General features: G+C 41.0%; 24 protein-coding genes, 1 tRNA gene and 1 pseudogene. 16 read left to right on the plus strand and 10 right to left on the minus strand.

What is annotated here, in order from left to right; genetic code table 11:
- Positions 1 to 162: 162 nt before the first annotated feature.
- A complete protein-coding gene (locus tag ACF8FD_RS04350) occupies positions 163 to 537 on the plus strand; it encodes a diacylglycerol kinase (protein ID WP_178928303.1) in 375 nt (124 codons plus the stop codon).
- Positions 538 to 640: 103 nt separating this feature from the next.
- On the opposite strand, the gene ACF8FD_RS04355 is transcribed toward ACF8FD_RS04350, so the two are convergent.
- Entirely contained in the window at positions 641 to 2,245 is a 1,605-nt protein-coding gene (locus tag ACF8FD_RS04355; protein WP_178928302.1) for an isocitrate lyase, read from the minus strand.
- 646 nt (positions 2,246 to 2,891) lie between these two features.
- Between ACF8FD_RS04355 and ACF8FD_RS04360 the strand changes: the two genes are divergently transcribed.
- From ACF8FD_RS04360 to ACF8FD_RS04375, 4 genes are all read left to right on the plus strand, one after another.
- On the plus strand, positions 2,892 to 3,881 hold the full coding sequence (locus ACF8FD_RS04360; protein ID WP_005400438.1) for a LysR family transcriptional regulator: 990 nt from the start codon (positions 2,892 to 2,894) through the stop codon (positions 3,879 to 3,881).
- Between the two features lie 128 nt (positions 3,882 to 4,009).
- Positions 4,010 to 5,338 (plus strand): hemolysin family protein, encoded by a 1,329-nt coding sequence (locus ACF8FD_RS04365; protein ID WP_114393054.1) that lies wholly within the window; start codon positions 4,010 to 4,012, stop codon positions 5,336 to 5,338.
- 236 nt (positions 5,339 to 5,574) lie between these two features.
- Complete coding sequence (locus ACF8FD_RS04370; RefSeq protein ID WP_234304637.1) at positions 5,575 to 6,915, plus strand: CitMHS family transporter; 1,341 nt, start codon at positions 5,575 to 5,577, stop codon at positions 6,913 to 6,915.
- 121 nt (positions 6,916 to 7,036) lie between these two features.
- Positions 7,037 to 7,321 carry a hypothetical protein gene (locus tag ACF8FD_RS04375; RefSeq protein ID WP_148825661.1) on the plus strand — a complete coding sequence of 95 codons (285 nt, stop codon included), beginning with the start codon at positions 7,037 to 7,039 and terminating at the stop codon, positions 7,319 to 7,321.
- A gap of 48 nt (positions 7,322 to 7,369) precedes the next feature.
- Here ACF8FD_RS04375 and ACF8FD_RS04380 read toward each other — a convergent pair whose 3' ends face one another.
- Positions 7,370 to 7,882, minus strand: coding sequence for a hypothetical protein (locus ACF8FD_RS04380; RefSeq protein ID WP_148825660.1), 513 nt, complete (start codon positions 7,880 to 7,882; stop codon positions 7,370 to 7,372).
- A gap of 174 nt (positions 7,883 to 8,056) precedes the next feature.
- Here ACF8FD_RS04380 and ACF8FD_RS04385 point away from each other — a divergent pair, with 174 nt between their 5' ends.
- On the plus strand, positions 8,057 to 8,785 hold the full coding sequence (locus ACF8FD_RS04385) for a hypothetical protein (RefSeq protein WP_234304636.1): 729 nt from the start codon (positions 8,057 to 8,059) through the stop codon (positions 8,783 to 8,785).
- Positions 8,786 to 8,823: 38 nt separating this feature from the next.
- Here ACF8FD_RS04385 and ACF8FD_RS04390 read toward each other — a convergent pair whose 3' ends face one another.
- Positions 8,824 to 10,593 carry an alkaline phosphatase gene (locus ACF8FD_RS04390; RefSeq protein WP_234304635.1) on the minus strand — a complete coding sequence of 590 codons (1,770 nt, stop codon included), beginning with the start codon at positions 10,591 to 10,593 and terminating at the stop codon, positions 8,824 to 8,826.
- A gap of 213 nt (positions 10,594 to 10,806) precedes the next feature.
- On the opposite strand from ACF8FD_RS04390, the gene ACF8FD_RS04395 reads away from it, so the two are divergent.
- Positions 10,807 to 10,892 (plus strand) — tRNA-Leu (locus tag ACF8FD_RS04395).
- Between the two features lie 97 nt (positions 10,893 to 10,989).
- Positions 10,990 to 11,358: a hypothetical protein gene (locus ACF8FD_RS04400; protein ID WP_234304634.1), complete on the plus strand. Its 369-nt coding sequence runs from the start codon at positions 10,990 to 10,992 to the stop codon at positions 11,356 to 11,358.
- A gap of 55 nt (positions 11,359 to 11,413) precedes the next feature.
- On the opposite strand, the gene ACF8FD_RS04405 is transcribed toward ACF8FD_RS04400, so the two are convergent.
- The 4 genes from ACF8FD_RS04405 to rlmE all read right to left on the minus strand — a co-directional run bounded on the left by ACF8FD_RS04405 (position 11,414) and on the right by rlmE (position 15,548).
- Positions 11,414 to 11,725, minus strand: a complete 312-nt coding sequence (locus tag ACF8FD_RS04405) for a DUF5713 family protein (RefSeq protein WP_004982696.1) — start codon at positions 11,723 to 11,725, stop codon at positions 11,414 to 11,416.
- A gap of 160 nt (positions 11,726 to 11,885) precedes the next feature.
- Entirely contained in the window at positions 11,886 to 12,737 is an 852-nt protein-coding gene (gene folP, locus ACF8FD_RS04410; RefSeq protein WP_058870062.1) for a dihydropteroate synthase, read from the minus strand.
- Positions 12,738 to 12,872: 135 nt separating this feature from the next.
- Positions 12,873 to 14,765 carry an ATP-dependent zinc metalloprotease FtsH gene (ftsH, locus tag ACF8FD_RS04415; protein WP_125273227.1) on the minus strand — a complete coding sequence of 631 codons (1,893 nt, stop codon included), beginning with the start codon at positions 14,763 to 14,765 and terminating at the stop codon, positions 12,873 to 12,875.
- A 132-nt stretch (positions 14,766 to 14,897) separates the two neighbouring features.
- The gene (gene rlmE / locus ACF8FD_RS04420) at positions 14,898 to 15,548 is read right to left on the minus strand and encodes a 23S rRNA (uridine(2552)-2'-O)-methyltransferase RlmE (protein WP_004695608.1); all 651 of its coding nucleotides are present in this window, start codon (positions 15,546 to 15,548) and stop codon (positions 14,898 to 14,900) included.
- A 194-nt stretch (positions 15,549 to 15,742) separates the two neighbouring features.
- Between rlmE and yhbY the strand changes: the two genes are divergently transcribed.
- Both yhbY and ACF8FD_RS04430 read left to right on the plus strand, forming a co-directional pair.
- Positions 15,743 to 16,066 carry a ribosome assembly RNA-binding protein YhbY gene (gene yhbY / locus ACF8FD_RS04425; protein ID WP_004695606.1) on the plus strand — a complete coding sequence of 108 codons (324 nt, stop codon included), beginning with the start codon at positions 15,743 to 15,745 and terminating at the stop codon, positions 16,064 to 16,066.
- Positions 16,067 to 16,078: 12 nt separating this feature from the next.
- Positions 16,079 to 16,618, plus strand: coding sequence for a DOMON-like domain-containing protein (locus ACF8FD_RS04430; RefSeq protein ID WP_004695605.1), 540 nt, complete (start codon positions 16,079 to 16,081; stop codon positions 16,616 to 16,618).
- An 86-nt stretch (positions 16,619 to 16,704) separates the two neighbouring features.
- On the opposite strand, the gene ACF8FD_RS04435 is transcribed toward ACF8FD_RS04430, so the two are convergent.
- Positions 16,705 to 17,151, minus strand: a complete 447-nt coding sequence (locus tag ACF8FD_RS04435; RefSeq protein ID WP_234304633.1) for a hypothetical protein — start codon at positions 17,149 to 17,151, stop codon at positions 16,705 to 16,707.
- Positions 17,152 to 17,459: 308 nt separating this feature from the next.
- Here ACF8FD_RS04435 and carA point away from each other — a divergent pair, with 308 nt between their 5' ends.
- The 5 genes and pseudogenes from carA (at position 17,460) to ACF8FD_RS04460 (ending at position 23,759) form a co-directional block, all read left to right on the plus strand.
- Positions 17,460 to 18,602: a glutamine-hydrolyzing carbamoyl-phosphate synthase small subunit gene (carA, locus tag ACF8FD_RS04440; RefSeq protein WP_234304632.1), complete on the plus strand. Its 1,143-nt coding sequence runs from the start codon at positions 17,460 to 17,462 to the stop codon at positions 18,600 to 18,602.
- 14 nt (positions 18,603 to 18,616) lie between these two features.
- Positions 18,617 to 21,850 carry a carbamoyl-phosphate synthase large subunit gene (carB, locus tag ACF8FD_RS04445; protein WP_010327274.1) on the plus strand — a complete coding sequence of 1,078 codons (3,234 nt, stop codon included), beginning with the start codon at positions 18,617 to 18,619 and terminating at the stop codon, positions 21,848 to 21,850.
- A 93-nt stretch (positions 21,851 to 21,943) separates the two neighbouring features.
- Positions 21,944 to 22,420 carry a transcription elongation factor GreA gene (gene greA / locus ACF8FD_RS04450; protein ID WP_004695598.1) on the plus strand — a complete coding sequence of 159 codons (477 nt, stop codon included), beginning with the start codon at positions 21,944 to 21,946 and terminating at the stop codon, positions 22,418 to 22,420.
- Positions 22,421 to 22,631: 211 nt separating this feature from the next.
- A pseudogene (locus tag ACF8FD_RS04455) lies at positions 22,632 to 22,745 on the plus strand (antibiotic acetyltransferase); the annotation flags it as partial.
- 369 nt (positions 22,746 to 23,114) lie between these two features.
- Positions 23,115 to 23,759 carry a CatB-related O-acetyltransferase gene (locus ACF8FD_RS04460; RefSeq protein WP_234304631.1) on the plus strand — a complete coding sequence of 215 codons (645 nt, stop codon included), beginning with the start codon at positions 23,115 to 23,117 and terminating at the stop codon, positions 23,757 to 23,759.
- 51 nt (positions 23,760 to 23,810) lie between these two features.
- Here the strand turns inward: ACF8FD_RS04460 and ACF8FD_RS04465 are convergent, their stop codons facing one another.
- Positions 23,811 to 24,086 (minus strand): hypothetical protein, encoded by a 276-nt coding sequence (locus ACF8FD_RS04465; protein WP_180079446.1) that lies wholly within the window; start codon positions 24,084 to 24,086, stop codon positions 23,811 to 23,813.
- Positions 24,087 to 24,481: 395 nt separating this feature from the next.
- Between ACF8FD_RS04465 and ACF8FD_RS04470 the strand changes: the two genes are divergently transcribed.
- On the plus strand, positions 24,482 to 24,922 hold the full coding sequence (locus ACF8FD_RS04470) for a universal stress protein (protein ID WP_004695589.1): 441 nt from the start codon (positions 24,482 to 24,484) through the stop codon (positions 24,920 to 24,922).
- Positions 24,923 to 24,965: 43 nt separating this feature from the next.
- On the opposite strand, the gene ACF8FD_RS04475 is transcribed toward ACF8FD_RS04470, so the two are convergent.
- Positions 24,966 to 25,289 carry an MGMT family protein gene (locus tag ACF8FD_RS04475; RefSeq protein WP_005400422.1) on the minus strand — a complete coding sequence of 108 codons (324 nt, stop codon included), beginning with the start codon at positions 25,287 to 25,289 and terminating at the stop codon, positions 24,966 to 24,968.
- Positions 25,290 to 25,392 lie beyond the last annotated feature (103 nt).

Consider the following 25,392-nt stretch of genomic DNA (forward strand, 5'->3'; position numbering starts at 1 on the left):
ACCCATATCCACCCTTTAACTATAGAGATTAAAAAGCAGGCTTTTTAATCTCTTTTCTCTTATTTTAGGTATACATAGATTAAGCACTTTTTGAATACTATAATTAAGTGACTTTTAATATAGATCATGTATTGTGGCTGAAATTTTAAAATGGTTGATGGTATGAGCCAATATTCCCCACTCAAAGGCAAGTCAGGTTTTAGACGTATTTTTAATGCGACACATTATTCTATTTCAGGTTTTAAGGCCGCATTTGCGCACGAAGCTGCTTTTCGCCAAGTCCTGTTGATTAACCTGATTCTGATTCCAACAAGTTTTTTCTGTGATGTCAGTCGCTTAGAACAAGCCCTCATGGTAGCCGTCTGTTTACTTGCAATTATTGTTGAGTTATTCAACTCAGCGATTGAGGCGATTGTGGATCGTGTTTCACTGGAGCGGCATGAACTTTCAAAAAATGCCAAAGACATGGGCAGTGCTGCACAGTTTGTTTCTTTAAGTATTATCTTTATTGTTTGGCTACTGATTCTGATGCCTTAACATTTTTGTTCAATATTTCACACTCAAGCTGTTCAACAAGCTTAAAATTAAGTCATAAAAAAACCCTGCTTTCGCAGGGTTTTCTTTTGAATCAGTTCAGTGCTTAGTGAGCAGCGAATTGGTTCATTGTGTTTTTAGCATCATCGTGCGCTTTAAGAGCGTTGTCACCAGAGAAGATTTCTTTGTGATCATCACCGATGTCAGAACCCGCCATTGCTTGGTGTTTAACACAAGCGATACCACCACGGATTTCTTTACGTTGTACGCCAGCAACATAAGCCAACATACCTTCAGTACCGAAGTAACCTTGAGCAAGCTCATGAGTAGAAAGCGCAGCTGTGTGGTAAGTCGGAAGTGTGATCAAGTGATGGAACACACCCGCTTCACGAGCAGCATCAGCCTGGAATGTACGAACTTTTTCGTCAGCTTCAGCAGCCAGTTCAGTTGCATCGTACTCAGCGCTCATTAACTTAGCACGGTCGTAAGCAGAAACGTCTTTACCTTCAGCAACCCAACGGTCATATGCTTGTTGACGGAAGTTTAAAGTCCAGTTGAACGAAGGCGAGTTGTTATAAACAAGTTTCGCATTTGGAACTGTTTCACGTACACGGTTAACCATGTGAGCGATTTCAGCAACGTTTGGAGTCGCAGTTTCGATCCAAAGAAGGTCAGCACCGTTTTGTAGGCTAGTTACACAGTCAAGTACAACGCGGTCGATTTGCGTGCCTTCACGGAACTGGTATAGACCAGAAGCAAGACGTTTAGGACGGTGAAGTTTACCATCACGCTTGATCAGGATTTCGTCTTCTTGAGCTTCTGAAATGTCGATTTCAGTTGTGTCTAAGTAGCTGATGTATTGAGAAGCGATGTCGCCTGGCTCTTTAACCACTGGGATTTTTTGAGTCAAGTCAGCGCCTTCAGAGTCAGTACGTGCAACGATGATACCGTCGTCAAGACCCATTTCTAGGAATGCATAGCGAAGCGCGTGGATTTTCGCGATGAAGTCTTCGTGTGGAACTGTTACTTTACCAGCTTGGTGACCACATTGTTTCGCGTCAGAAACCTGGTTTTCGATTTGTAGTGCACAAGCACCCGCTTCGATCATTTTCTTAGCAAGTAAGTAAGTTGCTTCTTCGTTACCGAAACCAGCGTCGATGTCCGCAATAATTGGCACTACGTGAGTTTGGAAACCGTCGATTTGCGCAGTGATTTCAGCAGCTTTTGCAGTATCACCAGCTTCTTGAGCTTTTTTAAGCGCACGGAATAGGTCGTTTAATTCTTTAGCATCAGCTTGGCGTAAGAAAGTGTAGATTTCTTCGATCAATGCAGGTACTGAAGTTTTTTCATGCATAGATTGGTCAGGAAGTGGACCGAATTCTGAACGAAGTGCAGCAACCATCCAACCAGAAAGGTAGATGTAACGACGTTCAGTCGTACCGAAGTATTTTTTGTTCGCAATCATTTTTTGTTGTGCGATGAAACCGTGCCAGCAACCCAAAGACTGAGTGTATTTGCTAGAGTCAGCATCATAAGCAGCCATATCACGACGCATAATTGCAGCTGTGTATTTAGCGATATCTAAACCAGTTTTGAAACGGTTTTGGATTTGCATACGCGCAGCATCTTCAGGACTGATGTCTGCCCAAGTGCTACCGAATTTTGCTTTTAATTCGCGGATTGCATCAATCGCTGTTTGATATGTAGTCATGATATTTCCTGTAATAATATTAGGATTTTCTTCAACGAAAAGCTAAAATCAGACCCTCAAGCTTTTGCTTAGATTTAGAGCGCTTCGTTGCGATGAATACAGATTAGATTGACAGAAAAAATTAATCCAATATTCTGCATTAATTTTCAGTATTTATTTAAAAAATACATAGATAAAAGTCTAATTATATTTCGACAAATTAAAACCAAGTATTTGTTATTATTAAACTTAAATAAAATAAGAAAACCGTAAAAAATACATACTTTGTCGAATATTTCTTCATTAGACTTAAGTCTCGGCCGTTGAAAAAAAGAGTCCCAACCGAAAATCAATACTTAATGTGACCGAAATGACAAAAGTTCAATATTCAGCAAAAAGAGTATTTATCACGCTTTTATTCCACCAACAATAAGCCATCTCAAGCCATTTTCTAGGCGATACTCTAAGCCTCAATTCACACATATTAAAACATTGCTTAGGACTAATATCCTCTCCGCTTTTAAAAATAAAAAACATTTTCTGAGAAAATGAAGGGGGTATTCTTTATACAACCCGATGCTTTTTTTTTCGTCAGTTTATTACACAAGACTGGTGGCTTATGGCATAATGCAAATAATTTCATGATTTTATTCTCGGTATTTATTTTATGAATCTGGAGCGGGTTGATCTAAACCTCTTAATTTACTTGGACGTACTTTTACGCGAAAAAAATGTAACCCGAGCAGCTGAACAATTGGGTGTCACCCAACCAGCAATGAGTAATATTCTACGTCGTCTTCGTAACTTATTTAATGATCCCCTGCTAATTCGCTCTTCTGAAGGTATGACACCGACCGAACGGGCTTTAGAGTTACAACCCCGCATACGTGACGCTCTTTCTGATCTCTCCATGATTTTGGAACCTCGTACCGAGTTCCGTCCTTATACCTCAAATCGGGTTTTCCGTATTATGACTTCGGATTATGCCGAAGCAACCTTAGTTCCACGCCTCGTTAAAGCATTACGGTCTGAAGCACCCAATGTGGTTTTAGACTTCTTAACTCCAAGTGATGTGTCATATCGTGATATGGAACAGGGTAAAGTTGATCTAGCCATTAACCGATTCAATGAAATTCCACAAAGCTTCCATCAAGTTTTAGTCTGGCGTGACAGTTTTTCATGTTTGCTGAACGGTAAACACCCCGCTGCCAGCAACTTAAACCTAAAAAGTTACCTTGATGCACAGCATATTTGGGTCTCTAAAACAGGTATGGGCGTTGGTTTCGGCGTTAACCCTGAAAAACAAGCAGGTCTCGGTTGGATTGATCAAGCGTTAGAGCGTATTGGCCAAAAACGTAAAATTTCGGTCTTCACTCGACATTATCAAATGCCTGCACTATTGGCTTCAAATGTAGACTTAGTCGCGACTTTACCGACCCGTATTGCACGCCTACAAGCCAAAAGTCAAAATCTCCTGATTAAAGATCCACCTTTTTATATTCCAGAATTTGAGTTGAAAATGGCATGGTGCCCACTGTTGCATCACCATCCTGCACATCGCTGGCTCAGACAGCTGATTTTGTATGTGGCACGTCAAATGATTGAGGAAGAAAATCGAGAGTTTTTAGGCAATAACTCGCAATTCTCACATTATTAAGCATTCAGTTCTAAATAATTCATATTCATATCAATAACTCAGGTATGATAGAAGACAGTAACTAATTACTGTCTTTATTTTTTTGTGTTAAAAATATTCATAATAACGATGAATCACAGGTGGATTCGGTGAGCCTTTTTCAAAACATAGTTATCATTCTAGTCCTGATTGCTGGGGCAGGTTTCTTGTCTCTGACAGAAATTGCACTGGCGGGAGCACGTAAGGTCAAGCTGAAAATCTTGGCTGAGTCGGGTGAGGATCGCGCACAGAAAGTTTTGAATTTACAAGAAAATTCTGCTGACTTCTTTGCCGCTTCACAAATTGGCTTAAACGCAGTGGCAATCTTGGGCGGTATTTTAGGTGAAGGGGCTTTTCGTCCTTACTTCATGAGCTTTGTTTCTCGTTTTTATACTGGCCCTTGGTCTGAAACCATTAGCTTTGCTCTATCTTTCACTTTAGTCACCTCTCTATTTATTTTGTTTGCTGACCTCATGCCAAAACGTTTGGCCATGATTGCCCCAGAGAAAATCTCTATTGCGGTGATTAACCCCATTCAGGTATTTATTAAGGTCTGCAAACCTTTGGCTTGGATTATTAATGCTCTTGCCAACTTGTTATTCCGCCTATTTAAAGTGAATACCACCCGTGATGACAACATTACCTTTGATGATATTTCTGCAGTGATGGATGCGGGTGCGCAAGCTGGGGTGCTGCAAAAGCAAGAGCACCATTTCATTGAAAACGTATTTGAACTTGAAGAGCGGAACGTTCCTTCAAGTATGACCACGCGTGAAAACGTGGTGTATTTTACTTTAAATGAATCCGAAGCCAGCATTCGTCAAAAATTGGCTGAATATCCTTATTCTAAGTTCTTAGTCTGTAGTGAAAATATTGACGATGTAATTGGCTATGTCGATGCCAAAGACATTCTGGTCCGTATCCTGAATAATCAATCTTTACTACAACTCAATGAAAGCACCATTCGTAATGTTCTCACCATTCCAGACACATTAACCTTGTCTGAGTTATTAGACCGTTTCCGCTCCACCAAAGAAAAGTTTGCTGTTGTGATTAACGAATATGCTTTGGTCGTGGGCGTCATTACCCTGTCAGACATTATGATTACGGTCATGGGCGACTGGGTTACTCCAATTGAAGCCGAACAACAGATCATTAAACGTGATAATAATTCATGGCTGATTGATGGCAGCACGCCGATTGAAGACATGAAGCATGCACTGGCCATTGATGAAATGCCAGATGAAGAAAATTATGAAACCTTGGCTGGTTTTATGATGTACCGTCTACGCAAAATTCCACGCCCTGCCGATACCGTAGAATACGCAGGCTTTAAATTTGAAGTGGTTGATGTCGATCATTTTAAGATTGACCAACTTTTAGTGACGCGCTTACTTGAAGAAACACTACAGCCTGCAACCCAAACAGTCGAGGAATAGAAACATCGCCTTGAATTAAAACCTTGCAACTGCAAGGTTTTTTTTGCTTCAGATTTAACCATATGAAGTTATACAAAATAAGTATCTTAACCATACTTTACAGATATATATTATTTATTAGAAAAATAGAATGAAAAATCACATATGTTTAAGAGCATTTAAAAATCATGCTGAATTGCATACTATCGCTGTCACTTGCTGAATAAACAGACTTAACACGTTCAAAGGATTGATCCATGCTGACCATTTTAGGTTTAGGCATGATTATGTGCTTCATGTACTTAATCATGTCCAAACGACTGAGCGCTCTTGTTGCTTTAACTTTAATCCCTATCATTTTTGCATTACTTACTTATGTTTTAAGTCTCTTTGTTGACAACCTTGCTGGATTTGATATTGCTGAACTTGGCAATATAATGATGGAAGGCATTAAAAAGCTCGCTCCTACGGGCGTAATGCTCCTTTTCGCAATCCTTTATTTTGCAATTATGATCGACACGGGTCTATTCGACCCTTCAGTGAAGTGGATTTTAAAGCAGGTTAAAGGCGATCCTTTAAAAGTGACCCTCGGCACCATTACGCTGACTTTAATTGTTTCCTTGGATGGTGACGGCTCAACCACTTATATGATCTGTGTTGCCGCAATGCTACCGCTGTATAAGCGTATTGGTATGAGCCCTTTAATTATGGCCTGTCTGATGATGCTTGCGAGCGGAATCATGAACTTAACGCCATGGGGTGGACCAACGGCACGTGCTGCAACTGCATTACATGTCGATCCAAACGATGTCTTTGTTCCGATGATTTTACCAATGCTCGTTGCAATTGGCTGGTTATACTTCCTCGGCTTTATGTATGGCCGTATGGAGCGTAAACGCATTGGTATTGTGAAATTAGATATTAGCCATGGTGACAGTATTCAGATTTCGCAAGAACCAGAAGCTAACCGTGCCCACTTAAGATGGTTTAACGCACTACTGACTTTGGTCTTGATGGTCTGCTTAGTGATGGGTGTTTTACCTGCGGCTATTCTGTTCATGGTAGCGCTGTGTATTGCCTTGGTGGTGAACTATCCTGATTTAGACATGCAAAAGCGTTTGGTTGGTAACCACTCTGCCAGTGCCCTAGCTGTAGTCGGGATTATCTTCGCGGCAGGTATTTTTACCGGTATTTTGTCAGGCACAGGTATGGTTGAGGCCATGTCTCAAGAACTGGTTGCCATTATTCCAGAAAGTATGGGGCCGTATTTAGCACCAATCACGGCTGTGATTAGTATGCCACTGACATTCTTTATGTCAAACGATGCCTTCTACTTTGGTGTACTGCCTGTACTCTCTGAAGCCGCTGGACACTATGGTATCACGCCTGTGGAAATGGCTCGTGCATCGATTGTTGGTCAACCTGTACACTTACTGTCTCCATTGGTTCCATCAACTTACTTACTCTGTGGGTTGGCAGGAATTAACTTCGGTGAACACCAAGAATTTACCATCAAGTGGGCGGTGATTACCTGTTTAGTGATGCTGGTTACAGCAATGGTCTTTGGTATTTTCCCACTTTACTCAACGCTGGGTTAATCAAATACCCACACTGAGTTATAACGAACCTTAAGCTCAACAACCGATAAATACCCGATGTGATACATCGGGTATTTTCATTTATAATGCCTTGATATAACAATACAATAGAGTCAAGCTTATGTCTTTTTCATTGCCCGCTGTGTTGGCATGTACTTTCTTTTATTCTGCGCTCTATCTGATTTATTATTATTTTGCCCAATACAGCCACACGCTGCTGATCGTAACTGCGATTGTTTTGCTGATTTTAGCATGGCGGATTACACCTTATGCTTATGAACGTGGGCAACGAAGCTTTAACGAGACTCTGTCTTTTGGACAGTATTTCTGGAATCCACTGATTACATGGTGGCGACTGTTCATTTGGCCCATCAGCTTATTACTGTCTTGGATTTTCCATAGTTAAATAGAAGCCCATAAAAAAGCACCCGAAGGTGCTTTTGGTGCTGCGATCTTAACGACCATACAATTCAAGTAATTTATCTAAAGTCGCTTGATAGTGAATGCTAATATCTTCAGATAAAATTTTATATGCGCTGTCAAACTGAACCATTGGCCAGCCTTCTTTCCAAAATGGGAAGATGTTATGCAAATCATGTGTCACGGTCGCATCTTCACGTACAATTGCTTGTGCAACTTGTGACAAGACTTGTGCTGTTTCCGCACCATCAATCGCCATGTAATCAATCCCACGTACTTTTAAAATACGGATGCGGTCTTTCTTATAACGAATTTTTTTGGCTTGACCTTCATTCAGACCCAACGCCAAAGCTACAGCTTCAACAAATTTACTTTCAAAAGATTGGTTTAAAGCCACAATCGCAAGTTTATGTGCTTCTTGACGACCCGCTTTACCACCCTTAAGAATCTCTTCTTTTGCCTCTGTATCAAGCTCATCGTCTTTCATAGACTGCAAAATGTCTAAAATTTCGATATCACTTAAAGATTCAGGAGAATGATCAGTCATGAACTGCCCTTAGACAAAAAAATTGAATCCGACATTTTCGCATAATTCAGAGCGAAAAAGCGAAATTGTTGTACTTTTCTCTGTGAATATTCTGTTTCACGTATTTTTTTGAGCCATCCCCCTTCCAAATCTACTATAGTAAAGGCTATTTTTCTCATACGCTCTTTTTTGACGATGCAATCCAAACAAGTTCAACTGTTACTGCAACAATTAGAGACCCGCTACCCTGCCGCATTTAAACGTAATTACTTGCTTTATAGTCAAATCAAAACACGCGGTATTTTAGATGACCAACGTGAAATTATTCCGTGGGTTTTGGCGGTGATGATTTTTATTCCAATCAGCTTAATTCTGAAAGATTTTTACTTAACTCACTTGGAGAATATCGATCCGCTCCAAAGTCATAGTTATGCCATTATCAGTATTTTATTGGTGCTGATGTGGGTCTTACCTTTTGTCATTAAACAAATTAAACATTCATCAAACTCCCTGTATCAACTGCAACGCCATGCGCCCATCAAACTCGCTACAGTGATTCTTTTAAGTGGACTAAATCTGATGTTCCTTGAAAGCAGTTTGCTGATGTGGATCTTGTTTTATTTTGGGGTGAACTTTGGTTTTGTGCGCTTCTATAAAGAAAATTTATTTCGAGACCACAGCCAGTCGGTTGAACATCACCAGTTACAACAACTCAGACGTGTCTGTTTTTGGGCCTATAAGCAAACGGTCAAATCTCGACTCCAATTACGCTTTAGCTCCCATCAATCTGAAGATTATCAGGCACGAAAACTTCAGCTGGGGCGTGAAGCAGATTTATACGTGCAACTGCTGAAGTATGAGCATGCTTACTGTAAGCAGATTAAGCACATCGATCTCGACAGTTATATCGATGAAAAATTATAAAAAACCGAGCAATGATGCTCGGTTTTTCTAAGGTCATTTTATGCCGTTTGTTTTAATGCACTGACTGGCAATAATGTCGAGTCTAATATCACTTGATGCGAGCGAGTTTCGTCAACGATGTATTCTTTGTGCTTAATACTATCTACGAAAATCCAATCCGCTTGCACCTGCTCTGCGGTAAAACGGACTTTCAAATAACCGCGCTGATTTAAATTGCAATAACTCAGCTCATCAATCAAGGTTGTAAAAGCAAACTCAAACTCTTGGAGTTGTTGCATTGGAATAGACAAATACTTTTCCATACCTGGCGAGGAAACTGAACTTGTCGCTAACTCCACACCCACAAATTGCCCTGTTAAATCGTGTAAGTCCGATGCCCATGCATTATGTGTATCACCAGCCAAGACCACGACTTTTTTATTTAAATACTGCAGTGTGCCGTACAGCGTCTCCCTTTCAATCGCATAACCATCCCATGCATCTAAATTGTAAGGAACCACAGTTTTAATACGAGACAACTGCTCTACTGTTAAAGATGGATCATGATTTAAGTAACGAAGTTTTATTTCCACCAATTCTTTAATGAGTTGATTCACCTGCGCCAAAACATCTGGAGTCACCGCGCCGCTACTGATTGCACTGAGCACTTGTAACATCTCGGCTGGAACAAGCATTTTGCTCATCAACACCTGCTGACCCAAAACTTGCCATGTGGCTTTAGAGCTCGCAAGTTGCTGTGTTAACCATGCGCGTTGATTCAACCCCAGTAACGTTCGATTTGGGTCTTGCATATCTGTAGTAAAGCGCACAGCATCCAAACCCGATGCGGTTAAATAATCTGCATAATCTAACTGTTTACTCCGCGCTAGAATACGCGTATCCAACATATTTAACTGCACTAAATTACCAAAGTTAAACTGGCGATAAATATTCAAATGATCTTTTTCAGAAAGCGGACGGATTGGCATCCACTCAAAATAGGCCGCCAGTGCCGCAAGTTTACGTTCAAGGAAATCGCCTTCAGTATCTGACTGATGATTTTCAGCACCCTTTTCCCATGTATCATTTGCGAGTTCATGGTCATCCCATACCACAATAAAAGGATGGCGTTGATGCGCGGCCTGTAAATCCTGATCTAGTCTATATAAAGCATAACGTTTGCGATAGTCATCTAAGCGAATAATTTCTAAGCTATTATCATCCGCCAGTGCACGCCCCATCTCTACAGCCTCTTCCGTTGCATATCCGCCCATACCATATTCGTAAATGTAATCCCCCAAATGAATCACAACATCCACATCTTGTTTGGCCATTTCTTTATAAACATGGAAATAACCCGCTGGATAATTTGAACATGAGCATACGGCAAACTGTACCGACTGTACTTGCGTTGCCAAAGTTTTGGTTTGCCCTGTGATTGAATATGTCGACGCCGATTTAAAACGGTAGAAATAAACTTGCCCCGCAGCAAGTCCCGTCACATCCACTTTCACCGTAAAATCTTGTGCAGCTGTAGTCAGCACCTTTCCTGTTGCTGTAATGTGTTTAAAGTCTGCATCTTTTGCCACTTCCCAGAGCACCTCTAAACGCGCACTCCTATCCGATGATGTTACGCGTGTCCAAATGATAACTTGAGTTTGTAAAGGATCACCACTGGCAACCCCATGCAAAAACTGCACTTGCGTAGTGGGCTGTGTGTTTGAATCGGCGTCATCACCACAAGCGGTCAGTGAAATAGGTAAAGATAAAGCACCAAATCCTGCCAAAGTTTTTTGAATAAGTTCTCGGCGGTTCATTTTTTTTGTCATGTGGATTGCCTAAAGACGATATGGACTTGAAATTTATGCGAAAAAGATGACATCCATATCTCAAGTCGATGACATTTTTATGAAGCCTGAACGAGTGCAGCACAGATAATTTTGCTATTTTTTAAACATAAACCGCTGAATTGATTGAAAAGAAAGCAAATAATCACAAATAGACTTGCCAACTTTTATTTCGTCCTCTATTATTGCGCTCATGCCCGAGTGGTGAAATCGGTAGACACAGGGGATTTAAAATCCCCCGCCCACAAAGCGTGCCAGTTCGAGTCTGGCCTCGGGCACCATTCTTAAGCTAATTAAGATGGTGCAATAAAAAATCCAGCAATATGCTGGTTTTTTTATGTCTATAATTTATGCATCGAAGCACATAACAATCACAATATGAAAAAGAATATCTTCATTATCATCCTGAGCCTAGTTTTTGCAAACGTCAGCCATGCAAACCCCACCTCACAGCAAACAGATAGCGATACCTTTTATGACTTGTTTGCAGGCACGATTATTGAAAAAGACCGTCAACTCTATTTACATGCGTGTAAATCAGTAAATGCTCATTTTAAATTAAGCTTTAATCATACTAAAGATGAGCAACATATTCGTGAGCTCATGAAAAAGCATCCAAAATTTTGGCTGAATCTCAGTGCAAATGCTGAAATGGTCGATGGTGAATACGTGATGACGGTCGATACGATTAAAGATGAGCATTTAAACCAAAGTTGTCATCTCACCGATCTTTTAGATGAACTGTAACAGCAATCTCAGCGTCTAAAACAAAAACCAACTGCACTTGAAATGAGAGAGTGACTCACCACTCTCTATTCACCACCAATTCTTCCATTTCAATATCCATAAACCCAGCATCTTGTACCACCATCATCATCGCTTCAGCAATAAAATCGGCAGCAGAATCATCTAACGACGAATCCAGATCTTCAAAATGTGGCTTCATTTCATTAATTTCAGCCACTGTGGCATTGGCATATTGATAAATATCACCCTCAGATTTTGCTTTTACAATTTTTTTAGCAAAAGTCTCGACATGCTGCTTCACTTCAGCAACAAGAATATCGGGATAATATTCATCATCAAACATAGGGAGAAGTAAATCTGCAAACATACAGGCACTCAAAACGAGAAACTTAAAAAACGAGTCTGTATAACATAAACCGAACAAATCACCAAATAAAAAAGCAGCATCTCAAAATGCTGCTAGTCTAAAAATCAGATAAAGATCAAATTTTCAAATTAAATCATTAGCCCAGCATTCCGCCGCCGCATTAAGCAATATTCATCGCTTGCCAAACCTTGATCGCATCACTCATGGCTTTGACATCATGAGCGCGCACCATACACGCGCCTTGTTGAATACTCAGCAAATGTCCCGCTACAGAACCCACAGCCCTCTGCCCTGCATCCGCCCCACCTAAGGCTTCGCCGATAAAGCGCTTCCGTGACAATGCGGACAAGATGGGATACCCGAGCTGATTCAGCTGATGGAATTCGTTTAAAAGCTTAAGGTTCTGCTTTGCATTTTTAGCAAAGCCAAAACCCGGATCAATAATGATATTTTCAGCTTTGACACCTGCCTTGAGTGCATCCGCCACACGCTGGGAAAGCTCAGCCATCACATCTAAAGTGACATTATCGTATTGATCTAAACTATTCATAGTGGTTGGTTCACCACGCATATGCATGATGATCACTGGAATATTCAGTTCAGCTGCCATCTCTAAAGCATTCGGGCGTGTTAATGCTCTCACATCATTCCAGATATGTGCGCCTGCTGCGACCGCAGCTTGAATTACTTCAGGTTGAGAGGTATCAATCGAAATGACCACATCAAGTTCAGCCAAGGCTTCCACCACTGGAACGACACGACGAATCTCTTCCTCAACCTCAACCACAGATGCACCTGGACGCGTCGATTCACCACCAATATCGATGACTGTCGCTCCATCGGCAATCATTTGCTGAGCATGTGCAATCGCTTGTAGTTTGCCATTATGTTTGCCGCCATCACTGAACGAGTCTGGCGTCACATTTAAAATACCCATCACATGCGGTACCGATAGATCGAGTGATAGCTCACCACAACGTAGGATTTTCTTCGGCAAAGCCATCAATTGCATGTGATATTCTCCAGTTCAATTTACATTATCTTAACGCGTTCCCACTTTTAAGTGCCTATTTTTCTTCATCGACAGTGAAAAATCTGTGCAATAAAAAACCACCCGAAGGTGGTTTTTTATTTTAACTTTTTAAAATTAAATCGCAGATGGTAATGGTGGTGGTGTGCTTGGACCATCCGTTGGAGTTACATCAATCACAGGATTTTCTGCAACATATACTTTTGGTGGTTGTGGCTCACGACCTTCCATAATGTCACGAATTTGCTCGCGATCAATCGTTTCCCATTCCATCAAAGCTTTTACCATCGCATGCGCGATATCTTTGTTATTTTCCAAGATATCACGTGCAACACGGTATTGCTCATCAATGATACGACGAACTTCCGCATCTACTTGTTGCTGTGTTGCTTCAGAAATAGTACGACTACCAATGCTGCCCATGAATGATTGCTGAGAATCATCTTCATACACCATTACACCAAGTTTGTCAGACATACCGTACTTGGTCACCATTGCACGTGCCATTTTAGTTGCGCGTTCAAAGTCGTTTGAAGCACCTGTCGACATTTGGTTGATAAAGATTTCTTCAGCAATACGACCACCAAACAAAATTGAAAGTTCATTCAACATTTTGTCTTTATAGTGGCTGGTTTGGTCATGTTCAGGCAACTGCCAAGTTACACCCAATGCCCAACCACGCGGCATAATAGTCACTTTATGCACAGGGTCTGTACCCGGTAGAATTTCAGCCACAATCGCATGACCAGCTTCATGGTACGCGGTTGCACGACGCTCTTCTTCACGAATCACCATCGACTTACGTTCAGGGCCCATGTACAACTTGTCTTTTGCATCTTCAAAATCATGCATATCGACAGTGTTCTTGTTACGACGTGCAGCAAATAATGCAGCTTCGTTCACAAGGTTCGCCAATTGTGCACCAGAGAAGCCAGGTGTACCACGTGCAAGCACCTGTACATCGACACCAGTCACTGAAGGAAGTTTCTTCATGTGAACATTTAAGATTTGCTCACGACCTTTAATGTCTGGTAAGCCAACCATAACTTGGCGGTCAAAACGACCTGGACGGAGTAAAGCTTTATCCAGTACATCGGCACGGTTTGTCGCAGCAATGACGATAATACCCTCATTGCCTTCAAAGCCATCCATTTCCACCAACATTTGGTTCAAGGTTTGCTCACGCTCATCGTGACCACCACCTGTACCTGAACCACGATGACGACCCACAGCATCAATCTCATCAATAAAGATGATACATGGTGCATGGCGTTTCGCTTGTTCAAACATGTCACGGACACGAGACGCGCCCACACCCACGAACATTTCAACAAAGTCAGAACCAGAAATACTAAAGAATGGTACTTTCGCTTCGCCTGCAATTGCTTTTGCAAGTAAAGTTTTACCTGTACCCGGTGGACCCACCATTAACACGCCTTTAGGAATCGTTGCACCTAAACGTTTAAATTTTGAAGGGTCTTTTAAGAAATCAACAATTTCTACAACTTCTTGCTTTGCTTCATCACAGCCAGCGACATCGGTAAAAGTCACTTTAATTTGGTCTTCTGCCAACATTTTTGCTTTTGACTTACCAAAACTCATTGGACCGTTTTTACCACCTGCTCCGCCACCCATGTTGCGCATAAAGAACATGAATAACAAAATGATTAAAAGTACAGGGAAGCTTGCGATCAAAAGTTGCATCAATAAACCTTGACGTGCAGGTGCAGTACCTTCAACGACAACGTTATTTTTAATCAGATTAGGCATAAGCTCTGGGTCTTGAACCGCAGGACGAATACTTTCAAACTCTGAACCGTTTGATTTTTGGCCATGAATTCGTTCGCCATCAATTGTCACTTGCTTAATTTGACCAGCATTCACCGCAGCAACAAACTCTGAATAATTCATCGCTGTCGGCTTTTCATTGCTACTGACATTACTGAAAATGAGGATCAGTACGCCCAGTATCACTAGCCACAATATGGCATTCTTGAAGAGATCGCTCAAAGCTTTATTCCCATATCAATCTAATTTGATCATGCCCTATCGGGTGACCTTAAAGTTTCTGCTGAAGATCAGCTTCGCAAAATAATAAAAAGGTACAAAATGCACAATTTTTAACGACTTGGCAAGTAAACTTTATTTGAAAGCCTTCTTACGGCCTTGCCCAACTAAGAATACTTCCTTAGATCGGGCACGTGATGCAGCAGGTTTTACTGTCTTTAACACATCAAAGTTGTCGACTACTTGCTTACGGAACTCGTCAAAGCCTGTACCTTGGAATACCTTTACAACAAATTGACCATTTGGACCGAGCACTTTCGTAGCAAAATCGATGGCCAATTCACAGAGGTAAATCTGGCGAGGTTGATCTACAGCCTTGTTACCTGAAGTATTGGGGGCCATATCTGAAATTACAACGTCTACTTTACGTCCATCTAAAATATTTAACAATTTATCGAATACTTCTTGCTCACGGAAGTCACCTTGCAAGAAGGTCACATCTGGAAGTGCATCCATTTCCAAAATGTCAGATGCAACCACCAATCCTCGATCACCGACCAGCTTTCCTGCAATTTGTGACCAACTTCCAGGTGCAGCACCCAAGTCAACCACGGTCATGCCAGGACGAATGATGTTATATTTTTCTTGAATTTCAAGTAACTTATAAGCTGCACGTGCTCGATAACCTTCTTTTTGCGCTTTTTTCACAAAATGATCATCAAGGTGCTCTCTCATCCACGCACGGCTACTTTTGGATAACTTTTGGTTGGTAATGCGTGTTGCCATATCTCTCTAAAACATTAAAATTTCTTAAACTTAATTGTACGTTAAATTCTCTAGGCTTGCAGTATACATCTGTATCCAAATCTTGGGTTTTAGTTGTTTTTTTCTATTATCTAAATCGATTATTTCCACAGAATATAAAGCGTTTAATTTCGCAGTTTGTTATACTAAGCCGTTTTTAAAATTAGGTTATCTTTATGGCGACTTTATCCATTCAGGAACGCAAGCGTTTGCGTCAAATCGGTCATGCTTTAAACCCTGTGGTAATGCTTGGCGGTTCAGGTCTGACTGAAAATGTCGTTGAAGAAATTTTACGTGCTTTAAACGACCACGAATTGATTAAAGTCAAAGTCGCGGGTGAAGACCGTGAAGAGCGCGCTGCAATCATTGCAGAAATTGCCTCAACTACAGGTGCAGAAATTGTACAGACCATTGGTAAAATTGCGTTGCTTTACAAAAAAGCGGCGAAACAAAATGCCAAATTGTCTAATTTAGTTCGTTTCGCTCACGCAGCAAAATAATTGTAGTTTTTTATGGCAAGTTACGAACTCAGTGCATTTGATCGTCGCTTTCAAGCAATTTCGCTTGTTGGTGCGATTGAACAACAAAGCCCATATGCTCTCAATATCGGCTTTTGGTTACGCGATCCCAATTTGTACATGCACTGGCCCGAAGTCGTGAATGCAAATCCTCGTCAAGACTTTTTATGGGAAAACACCTGTTTTGAAGTCTTTATCGGGGTAAAAGGCGAAGATTATTATCGCGAGATCAATCTCTCCCCTTCGCAAGCTTGGCAGGCCTATCAGTTTGAGGAATATCGCTATCCTGAAGATATGCCGCCACAGGTCGCTTACGATATTGAACTCAATCAATTGAAGCGCACCCACTATGGTTTAAATGTCAGCATTGATCTGACTGAATTTATGCTGCAACACAAACTCAAATGGGCTGACCTATATCTGGGTTTATCCGCTGTGTTGAATACTTCACAAGGTCAACAGTTCTATGCCATGCAGCATAGTGGTCAACAAGCTGACTTTCACAATAAACGTGATTGGTTGCATCAGTTTTAATCCAGACAAATAAACCAGAACAATAAAAAAGTGAGGCCATGACCTCACTTTTTTATGCACTTAATCTTGAGCCTCGTACAGCGAGATTACTTGCTTGAAACTTTATTCCACGCATCTATGGTGTGTTCTTTTGAACGTTTGAAAGTTTCAGTCAACTGATCTTTATGTTTTACTGAAATTTCGCTGACATCACCTTTTAGCTCTTTACCTAGTTTGGTCAAGTCATCTAAAACGGCCGTAAACTCAGTTTTAACAAACTCTTTTAGTTCAGTTAAGTCTTTTTGAGAGTTCGATAGCTGCCCTTTAATGGTTTCTAAGCGCAGTAAAAGATCTTGTTTAAATTGGCGGAGTTGCTCTTGCACACTGGCATTTAACTGCTTCGCTTCAGCTTCAAGCTTTTCTTTGCTTTCAACTACCGCTTCAGTGACCTGCTCTGTTGCTTCTTTCGCCACTTGCTCAAGCTTTTCAGTGCTTTCTGCAACAACTTCTTTCAACGCTGGCTTTGGTTTGGTCACTTTGTCTTGTTCAGTCATGATGTTATTCCTGTTGTTATATACACAGCGACAGCTTAGCGTGATTCGATAAAATTTAGATTTTGATTTGTTAGACAATTATTTGTTGTTACATTTTTCTTTACAAAACTTAGAAACAGTATCCGCTACAAAATAAAAGCACTTTATCTTGTTAATTCCATCTTATTGGCATGGACTTTGTTAGTGAAGTTGCGTATAGTGCCATGTTAAGTTCAAGCGAGCAGACATAGGGAGGGTAGGTTTTTAGATAGCCTTCCTTTTTTTTCGTCTACTCGCTTTTTTACAGCCTAAATTTCAGGAGCTTTGGTTTGAGCACCCCAGCAATTTTAGCCCTTGCCGATGGTACGATCTTTAAAGGAACGTCTATTGGTGCATCGGGTAGTACGACTGGTGAAGTCGTTTTCAACACTGCCATGACTGGCTATCAAGAAATTTTGACTGACCCGAGTTATGCACAGCAACTTGTGACTTTAACTTACCCTCATATCGGTAACACAGGTTGTAATGATGAAGACGCTGAGTCAGGTCGAATTCATAAAGTATGGGCCAACGGATTAATCATTCGTGACCTACCTTTATTGCATAGCAACTTCCGATCAACGCAATCTTTAGGCGAATACTTAAAAGAACATAATGTTGTCGCAATTGCAGATATTGATACGCGTAAATTAACCCGTATTTTACGTGACAAAGGTGCGCAAAACGGTTGCATCCTTGCTGGTGAAAATATTACTGAAGAGCAGGCTTTAGAAAAAGCACGCGCATTTGGTGGTTTAAATGGTTTAGACCTAGCTAAAGAATGCTGTGACCCAACTGGTTTCGAATGGACAGAAGGTTCTTGGGTATTAGGCACAGGCTTCACACAACCTGAACTTAAATTCCATGTTGTTGCATACGACTACGGTGTCAAAACCAACATCTTACGTATGCTTGCAGACCGCGGTTGTAAACTCACTGTCGTGCCTGCACAAACTCCTGCTGCTGACGTGCTTGCATTGAATCCGGATGGCGTGTTCTTATCGAACGGCCCTGGCGATCCAGCTGCATGTGACTACGCAATTGAAGCTGTAAAAACAATTGTAGAAGACGCTCGCAACCTACCCGTCTTTGGTATTTGCTTGGGTCACCAAATTCTTGCACTTGCCTCAGGTGCAAAAACAGTGAAAATGCCGCATGGTCACCACGGTGCTAACCACCCTGTTCAAAACATGGAAACAGGCACAGTGATGATTACTTCTCAAAACCACGGCTTCGCAGTGGATGCAGAAACACTTCCTGCAAACGTGAAAGCTACGCACAAGTCTTTGTTCGATCAAACTCTTCAAGGGATTCATCGTACAGACAAACCAGCGTTCAGCTTCCAAGGTCACCCTGAAGCAAGCCCTGGTCCGCATGACTGCGCACCATTGTTCGATCATTTCATCGAACTTATCGAAGCATCTAAGAAGTAATTAAGGAAGCGATCATGGCTAAACGTACAGACATTAAAAGTATCTTAATTATTGGTGCAGGTCCGATTGTCATCGGACAGGCATGTGAGTTTGACTACTCAGGTGCGCAAGCGTGTAAGGCTCTTCGTGAAGAAGGCTACCGTGTTATTTTGGTGAACTCTAACCCAGCAACCATTATGACCGACCCTGCGATGGCAGACGCAACTTATATCGAGCCAATCACTTGGCAGACTGTTGCACAAATCATTGAAAAAGAGCGTCCAGATGCTGTCCTTCCTACAATGGGTGGTCAAACAGCATTGAACTGTGCGCTTGCACTGGATGCCAACGGTATTTTAGAAAAATACAATGTTGAATTAATTGGTGCAACCAAAGAAGCGATTGAAAAAGCTGAAGACCGTAAACTGTTTGATGAAGCAATGCGTAAAATTGGTCTTGAATGTCCAAAAGCTGCGATTGCTGAAAACATGGAAGAAGCTTTAGAGATTCAAGCGCGCTTCGGCTTCCCTGTGATTATCCGTCCGTCATTCACGATGGGTGGTTCAGGTGGCGGTATCGCTTATAACAAAGAAGAATTCCTTGAAATCTGTGAACGCGGTTTCGATCTTTCTCCAACCAAACAATTATTGATTGATGAATCTTTAATTGGTTGGAAAGAATACGAGATGGAAGTTGTTCGTGACAAAAACGACAACTGTATTATCGTTTGTGCGATCGAAAACTTTGACCCAATGGGCGTGCACACAGGTGACTCAATCACTGTTGCGCCTGCACAAACATTGACAGACAAAGAATATCAATTGATGCGTAATGCATCTTTAGCAGTTCTTCGTGAAATTGGTGTTGAGACAGGTGGTTCTAACGTTCAGTTCGGTATTTGCCCAGATACTGGCCGTATGGTGATCATCGAGATGAACCCGCGTGTTTCTCGCTCATCTGCTTTGGCTTCAAAAGCAACTGGTTTCCCGATTGCAAAAATTGCAGCGAAACTAGCAGTTGGGTACACCCTTGATGAATTAAAAAATGACATCACAGGCGGAACGACTCCTGCTTCGTTCGAACCTGCAATTGACTACGTGGTAACAAAAATTCCACGTTTCAACTTCGAAAAATTCCCACAAGCAGACGCAACACTGACCACACAGATGAAATCTGTGGGTGAAGTAATGGCCATTGGTCGTAACTTCCAAGAGTCTGTAAACAAAGCGCTTCGTGGTCTTGAAGTGGGTGCGTGTGGTTTTGATGAAAAAATCGCTGTAGGAACTGAAGGCGCGAAAGAAAAGATCTTGGTTGAACTTAAAGTTCCGGGTCCAGAGCGTATCTGGTATGTGGCTGATGCATTCCGTCATGGTTTCACCTTAGAAGACGTGTTCCAAGCGACGAAAATCGATAAATGGTTCTTGATCCAAATCGAAGACATCATCAAAACTGAAAATGAAATCAAAACTTTAGGTTTTGGTGATCTAAACGCAGACAACATCCGTTCGTTCAAACGTAAAGGTTTATCTGACCTTCGCATCGCGAACTTGATGGGTATTTCACAAAAACAATTCCGTAAGCACCGTTGGAACTTGGGCGTAACGCCAGTTTACAAACGTGTGGATACCTGTGCAGCAGAGTTCGAATCTGACACTGCATACATGTATTCAACTTACGATGATGAGTGTGAATCAAACCCATCTGATAAAGATAAGATTATGGTGATCGGTGGTGGTCCTAACCGTATTGGTCAAGGGATCGAATTCGATTACTGCTGTGTACACGCTGCGCTTGCAATGCGTGAAGATGGTTACGAGACCATCATGGTGAACTGTAACCCTGAAACAGTTTCAACGGATTACGACACTTCTGATCGTTTGTACTTCGAACCAATCACATTGGAAGATGTACTTGAAATCGTTCGTACTGAAAAGCCAAAAGGCATTATCGTTCAGTATGGTGGTCAGACTCCGCTTAAATTGGCTCGTGCTTTAGAAGAAGCAGGTGCGCCAATTATCGGTACATCACCAGATGCGATTGACCGCGCAGAAGACCGTGAACGTTTCCAACAAATGATTCAACGTCTTCAACTTCGTCAGCCAAACAACAGCATCGTAAAATCTGCTGAAGAAGGTATGGCTGAAGCATCGAAAGTAGGCTACCCACTTGTGGTACGTCCTTCTTATGTACTCGGTGGTCGTGCGATGGAAATCGTATACAACGACGAAGAGCTTAAACGCTACTTACGTGATGCGGTTCAAGCATCAAATGAAGCACCTGTACTTCTTGACCGTTTCTTAGATGATGCGATCGAAGTTGACGTAGACTGTGTATCTGACGGTAAAGACGTTGTGATTGGCGGTATTATGCAGCACATTGAACAAGCAGGGATTCACTCAGGTGACTCAGCATGTTCGATACCTCCGTACTCGCTCTCAGTTGAAATCCAAGACGAAATGCGTCGTCAAACCGTTGCTATGGCGAAAGAGCTTGGCGTTGTTGGTTTGATGAACGTACAGTTTGCTGTGAAAGGCGAAGACGTTTATATCCTAGAAGTGAACCCACGTGCGTCTCGTACTGTGCCATTCGTTTCTAAATGTATCGGTGAGTCTTTAGCGAAAGTGGCTGCGCGTTGTATGGCGGGTCAGTCTTTAGAATCTCAAGGATTTACTAAAGAAATCATCCCGACTCACTTCTCTGTAAAAGAAGCGGTGTTCCCGTTCAACAAGTTCCCGGGTGTTGACCCTATTCTTGGCCCTGAGATGAAATCTACAGGCGAAGTAATGGGTGTTGGTAAAACATTTGGTGAAGCATTCTACAAAGCTGTGTTAGGCTCGAATGAACGCGTACCAGGTCTTCCTACAGAAGGCGAAGTGAAGCATGCATTTATCTCTGTGCGTGATTCAGACAAGCCTCGTGCTGTTGGTATTGCGAAGCAACTGGTAGGCTTTGGCTTCAAAGTACTTGCAACTGGCGGTACTTATGAGTTCATTAAAGCTGCGGGTATTGAGTGTGAACGTGTAAATAAAGTCACTGAAGGCCGTCCTAATATCGTGGACCGCTTGAAAAATGGCGAAGTTCACCTCATTATCAATACAACTGAAGGCAAACAAGCTCAACAAGATTCGTTCTCGATTCGTCGTTCAGCACTTCAAGCGAAAGTGTATAACACTACGACCTTGAACGGTGCCGATGCTGTATGCCAAGCTTTTGCGATTCAATTGCCAATGGATGTATACCGTTTGCAAGATTTACAAACTGTAGGTTAATTCGTTTACCGAGAAGTCCCGTCACCTCTCGGTGGCGGGCTTTTTTCATTTATAAACCTATATTTTTTACACTCACAGACTTGAGGGACAACAATGCAACGTTATCCTATGACTCCCCAAGGCAAATTAGCCTTAGAGAAAGAATTACATCAATTAAAAAGTATTGAACGTCCACGTATTATTGCGGCAATTGCTGAAGCACGTGAGCACGGGGATTTAAAAGAAAATGCGGAATACCATGCTGCGCGTGAGCAACAAGGTTTCTGTGAAGGTCGTGTTCAAGACATCGAAGGTAAATTGGGTGCGGCTCAAGTTATCGATGTAAAAGAACTTGAACAGAACGGTCGCGTGGTTTTTGGGGTGACAGTCACTATCGAAAACTTAGACACCGAAGAACAAAAGACCTATATGATCGTGGGTGATGACGAAGCTGATTTTAAAATCAATAAAATTTCAGTGAACTCTCCTATCGCGCGTGGCCTTTTGGGCAAAAGCGAAGGTGATGAAGTAAAAATTCAAACTCCACAGGGTGAAGTTGAATACGAAATTGTGAAAGTTGCATATATCTAAGTTTCTTTGATATTTACGGCTGTAGAAACCCCTCGATTGAGGGGTTTTTTGTTTTTGTATTTTCCCAAATACTTCTCCTTTGCTCTCTTCTTATGCACGTGGGAAATTTCACTCCAAGAATGAGATAGATTTAAGGTATTCATTTCCCCTCTTTTTCAAAGCAAGACTTTTATTTGTTATAATTTCTCACACTCTTCAACGCTGTCTTTTTATGTCTGAGCCCCTGATTAATTCTCCTGTCAAACACTGGTGTGAGTTTGAGTTCATCTCTAAAACGGTGAAGAATCCGAATATTCACATTAAAGGGAATTACTCTTACTATTCAAAAAAATAAACATTACTAAGAAATATGGAATTTCTTATATCCTTTTGTTTTTTATACAATTTAATAAATTAAATTTTTATACTTCAAAATGGCTTTGTTGCACAAAGATTTCATAACTATATGATTTTAAAAGTTTTGATTATTTTTTGATCCAAAATTAAATTTATTTAAATCAGATGCTTACATATTTATGCAACAAAGCCGTTCAATAAAAAGCGTGTACACAGTGCATTGGGTTACAAGTCGCCTTTTGAGTTTGAAGCAATGTACTATGATAAGATTAACCCGTTAGGTCAGGTGGCCTAACTTAAATAAAAAGTCTCCGACAAACCCGGTACGGTTCACTATTGACGACTTACTTTTGATTTTATGAATAGAAGCTTGTGTGACAGTCCAGTAAAACATTGGTGTGAATTTGAGTTCATATCCAAAACAGTTAAAAATCCTAATATCCATATTAAAGGTAATTATAGTTACTATAGTGCTTATTGGGATTCTGGCTTTGAGCGTTGTGTTGTTCGATATTTGCATGACAAGCCTGCTACACCAGAAAAGCCTATTGACCAGCTTTATATCGGTAATTTCGTCTGTTTTGGCGCAGAATGCGTGATTATGATGGGTGGTAACCAGTTACATCGTACCGACTGGATTTCATCGTTTCCGTTTGATACACGCAGTTTTGTACCTGCTGGCGATACAGTCATTGGAGATGGTTGCTGGATTGGCTCTCGTGCAATGATTATGCAAGGTGTCACACTTGGTGAAGGTGCTGTGGTTGCAACAGGTGCTGTTGTTACTAAAGATGTGCCTCCGTATACAATAGTTGGGGGAGTGCCTGCTAAAATTATAAAAACTCGATTTTCTCCAGAGCAAATCGATAGATTATTAAGATTAAATATTTATGCCTTGGATGAAAAAAAATTATTAAGCTTACGCCATTTGTTTCAATCAAATGATATTGATGCTTTAGAAAAATACTTTCTAGAAGAGCCTGTAAATAATCTGGTAAGGTGATTTTTTGCTTATCTAACAACCTTTGACTAATTACTTATTAGTGTTTTATTCTCATCGCCTTTTTTTTCCTAATGAGGGTAATCCACCACTAACTTCATTAAAACTATTTTTGCAATATGCTCCTGAATATTCAGCATATTTATCTAAAGGAATTTCTTTCTTTTTGTATGTTCTAAATTGATATATTTCCCCATCAGTCGGTAATCGGCCATGTATGATTTGGTAATGTTCACCTAAGACAATGAGATTGCCTAGCAGTGCTTCTTTGCATGTAGGACAAATAGAAGTTTGTGATATACAACGGAATTTACCTTTGGGCTTCCTCATAGGTTCTCCATCTCTATAAATTTTATTGATTTCATAAAAAACTCCTTACTATGAGATTTACTCATTGAGTTTGAACTGGCTTTGTTGCATAAATATGTAAGCATCTGATTTAAATAAATTTAATTTTGGATCAAAAAATAATCAAAACTTTTAAAATCATATAGTTATGAAATCTTTGTGCAACAAAGCCGTGTTAAATTGATTATTATTCACACGCTTTTGTGCTAATTTAGAAGTGAGAAATTAGCATTTCATATGCAAATATCCATATGAATTTACTAGGTTTTATTCTTTAAAAAATACAGCTAATATCAAGGTATAAGCTGTATTTAACCCGTAATACATTAGAACAGAAATCTGCACGTATAATCAGTTGATAATAAGGAGAAACAACCATGGCATACCAAAACATTTTAGTCCCTGTAGACGGTTCAGAAACATCATATGCAGCCGTTGCGCAAGCGGCTGAACTTGCTAAAGCATTTGGCGGAAAAATCACAGTCGTTCAAGTACTTGCACTTGACCCTTACATTGCGGCTGAATACATTTCTGCAACTCAAACCAATGACTTAATTGAACGTGCGCGTACTTCAGTTTTGAAAACGCTAGAGGAAGCTGCGGCTAAATTTAGCGATCTGGGCATTCCAGTTGAAGCAAAACTACTTGAAGGTCAGGTGGTGCACCGTGAAATTATCAAAGAAGCAGAAACATCTAAAGCAGACCTGATTGTCATTGGCTCTCATGGTCGTACAGGTTTAAAACGTTTATTCCTAGGCAGTGTTGCACAAAGTGTTTTAGGTGAAGCGCACATTCCTGTTTTAGTTGTTCGCCAGTAATACATCGAGTGCTCTACTTCTACGGAGGTAGGGCATTTCTATTTTAAATATTCCATTGAAACTCTTTCATTTTCACTTTGTCCCCAATCACTAAAATACCTTCCGCCATAAGTAACTGTGCTTGAATGTTCTGTCCCTGATCATTCAGTTTACTTAGGCTAATTTTCCCTTGGGAGTTGATTACCCGATACCAAGGTAAACTACTATCTGCATCCATATGTTTCAGCACATAACCCACTAAACGCGAATGTTTGGGAATGCCTGCTAAACGTGCAATTTGTCCATAACTGGCTACCCGCCCATAAGGAATCTGAGCGATCACCTGAAAAATCATCGGGGCTAGTTCTTTGACTATCGATTCTGCCATTTCAAATGTGCCCTATTCTAAGTATTCCATAATGACATCATTATTTGATTCAAATAAACCAGCTCATTCATTCTAAAAAGCCCCAATACAGGGGCTTCTTGAT

This window comes from Acinetobacter sp. TYF_19, from assembly GCF_043105125.1.
GTDB classification, from domain to species: domain Bacteria; phylum Pseudomonadota; class Gammaproteobacteria; order Pseudomonadales; family Moraxellaceae; genus Acinetobacter; species Acinetobacter johnsonii.

Bases quoted from the DNA above. Each gene is read 5' to 3' on its own strand.
- ACF8FD_RS04350 (WP_178928303.1), top strand. From the start codon at position 163: ATGAGCCAATATTCCCCACTCAAAGGCAAGTCAGGTTTTAGACGTATT.
- ACF8FD_RS04355 (WP_178928302.1), bottom strand. From the start codon at position 2,245: ATGACTACATATCAAACAGCGATTGATGCAATCCGCGAATTAAAAGCA.
- ACF8FD_RS04360 (WP_005400438.1), top strand. From the start codon at position 2,892: ATGAATCTGGAGCGGGTTGATCTAAACCTCTTAATTTACTTGGACGTA.
- ACF8FD_RS04370 (WP_234304637.1), top strand. From the start codon at position 5,575: ATGCTGACCATTTTAGGTTTAGGCATGATTATGTGCTTCATGTACTTA.
- ACF8FD_RS04375 (WP_148825661.1), top strand. From the start codon at position 7,037: ATGTCTTTTTCATTGCCCGCTGTGTTGGCATGTACTTTCTTTTATTCT.
- ACF8FD_RS04380 (WP_148825660.1), bottom strand. From the start codon at position 7,882: ATGACTGATCATTCTCCTGAATCTTTAAGTGATATCGAAATTTTAGAC.
- ACF8FD_RS04385 (WP_234304636.1), top strand. From the start codon at position 8,057: ATGCAATCCAAACAAGTTCAACTGTTACTGCAACAATTAGAGACCCGC.
- ACF8FD_RS04390 (WP_234304635.1), bottom strand. From the start codon at position 10,593: ATGACAAAAAAAATGAACCGCCGAGAACTTATTCAAAAAACTTTGGCA.
- ACF8FD_RS04400 (WP_234304634.1), top strand. From the start codon at position 10,990: ATGAAAAAGAATATCTTCATTATCATCCTGAGCCTAGTTTTTGCAAAC.
- ACF8FD_RS04405 (WP_004982696.1), bottom strand. From the start codon at position 11,725: ATGTTTGCAGATTTACTTCTCCCTATGTTTGATGATGAATATTATCCC.
- folP (WP_058870062.1), bottom strand. From the start codon at position 12,737: ATGCAATTGATGGCTTTGCCGAAGAAAATCCTACGTTGTGGTGAGCTA.
- rlmE (WP_004695608.1), bottom strand. From the start codon at position 15,548: ATGGCAACACGCATTACCAACCAAAAGTTATCCAAAAGTAGCCGTGCG.
- yhbY (WP_004695606.1), top strand. From the start codon at position 15,743: ATGGCGACTTTATCCATTCAGGAACGCAAGCGTTTGCGTCAAATCGGT.
- ACF8FD_RS04430 (WP_004695605.1), top strand. From the start codon at position 16,079: ATGGCAAGTTACGAACTCAGTGCATTTGATCGTCGCTTTCAAGCAATT.
- ACF8FD_RS04435 (WP_234304633.1), bottom strand. From the start codon at position 17,151: ATGACTGAACAAGACAAAGTGACCAAACCAAAGCCAGCGTTGAAAGAA.
- carB (WP_010327274.1), top strand. From the start codon at position 18,617: ATGGCTAAACGTACAGACATTAAAAGTATCTTAATTATTGGTGCAGGT.
- greA (WP_004695598.1), top strand. From the start codon at position 21,944: ATGCAACGTTATCCTATGACTCCCCAAGGCAAATTAGCCTTAGAGAAA.
- ACF8FD_RS04460 (WP_234304631.1), top strand. From the start codon at position 23,115: ATGAATAGAAGCTTGTGTGACAGTCCAGTAAAACATTGGTGTGAATTT.
- ACF8FD_RS04465 (WP_180079446.1), bottom strand. From the start codon at position 24,086: ATGAGGAAGCCCAAAGGTAAATTCCGTTGTATATCACAAACTTCTATT.
- ACF8FD_RS04470 (WP_004695589.1), top strand. From the start codon at position 24,482: ATGGCATACCAAAACATTTTAGTCCCTGTAGACGGTTCAGAAACATCA.
- ACF8FD_RS04475 (WP_005400422.1), bottom strand. From the start codon at position 25,289: ATGGCAGAATCGATAGTCAAAGAACTAGCCCCGATGATTTTTCAGGTG.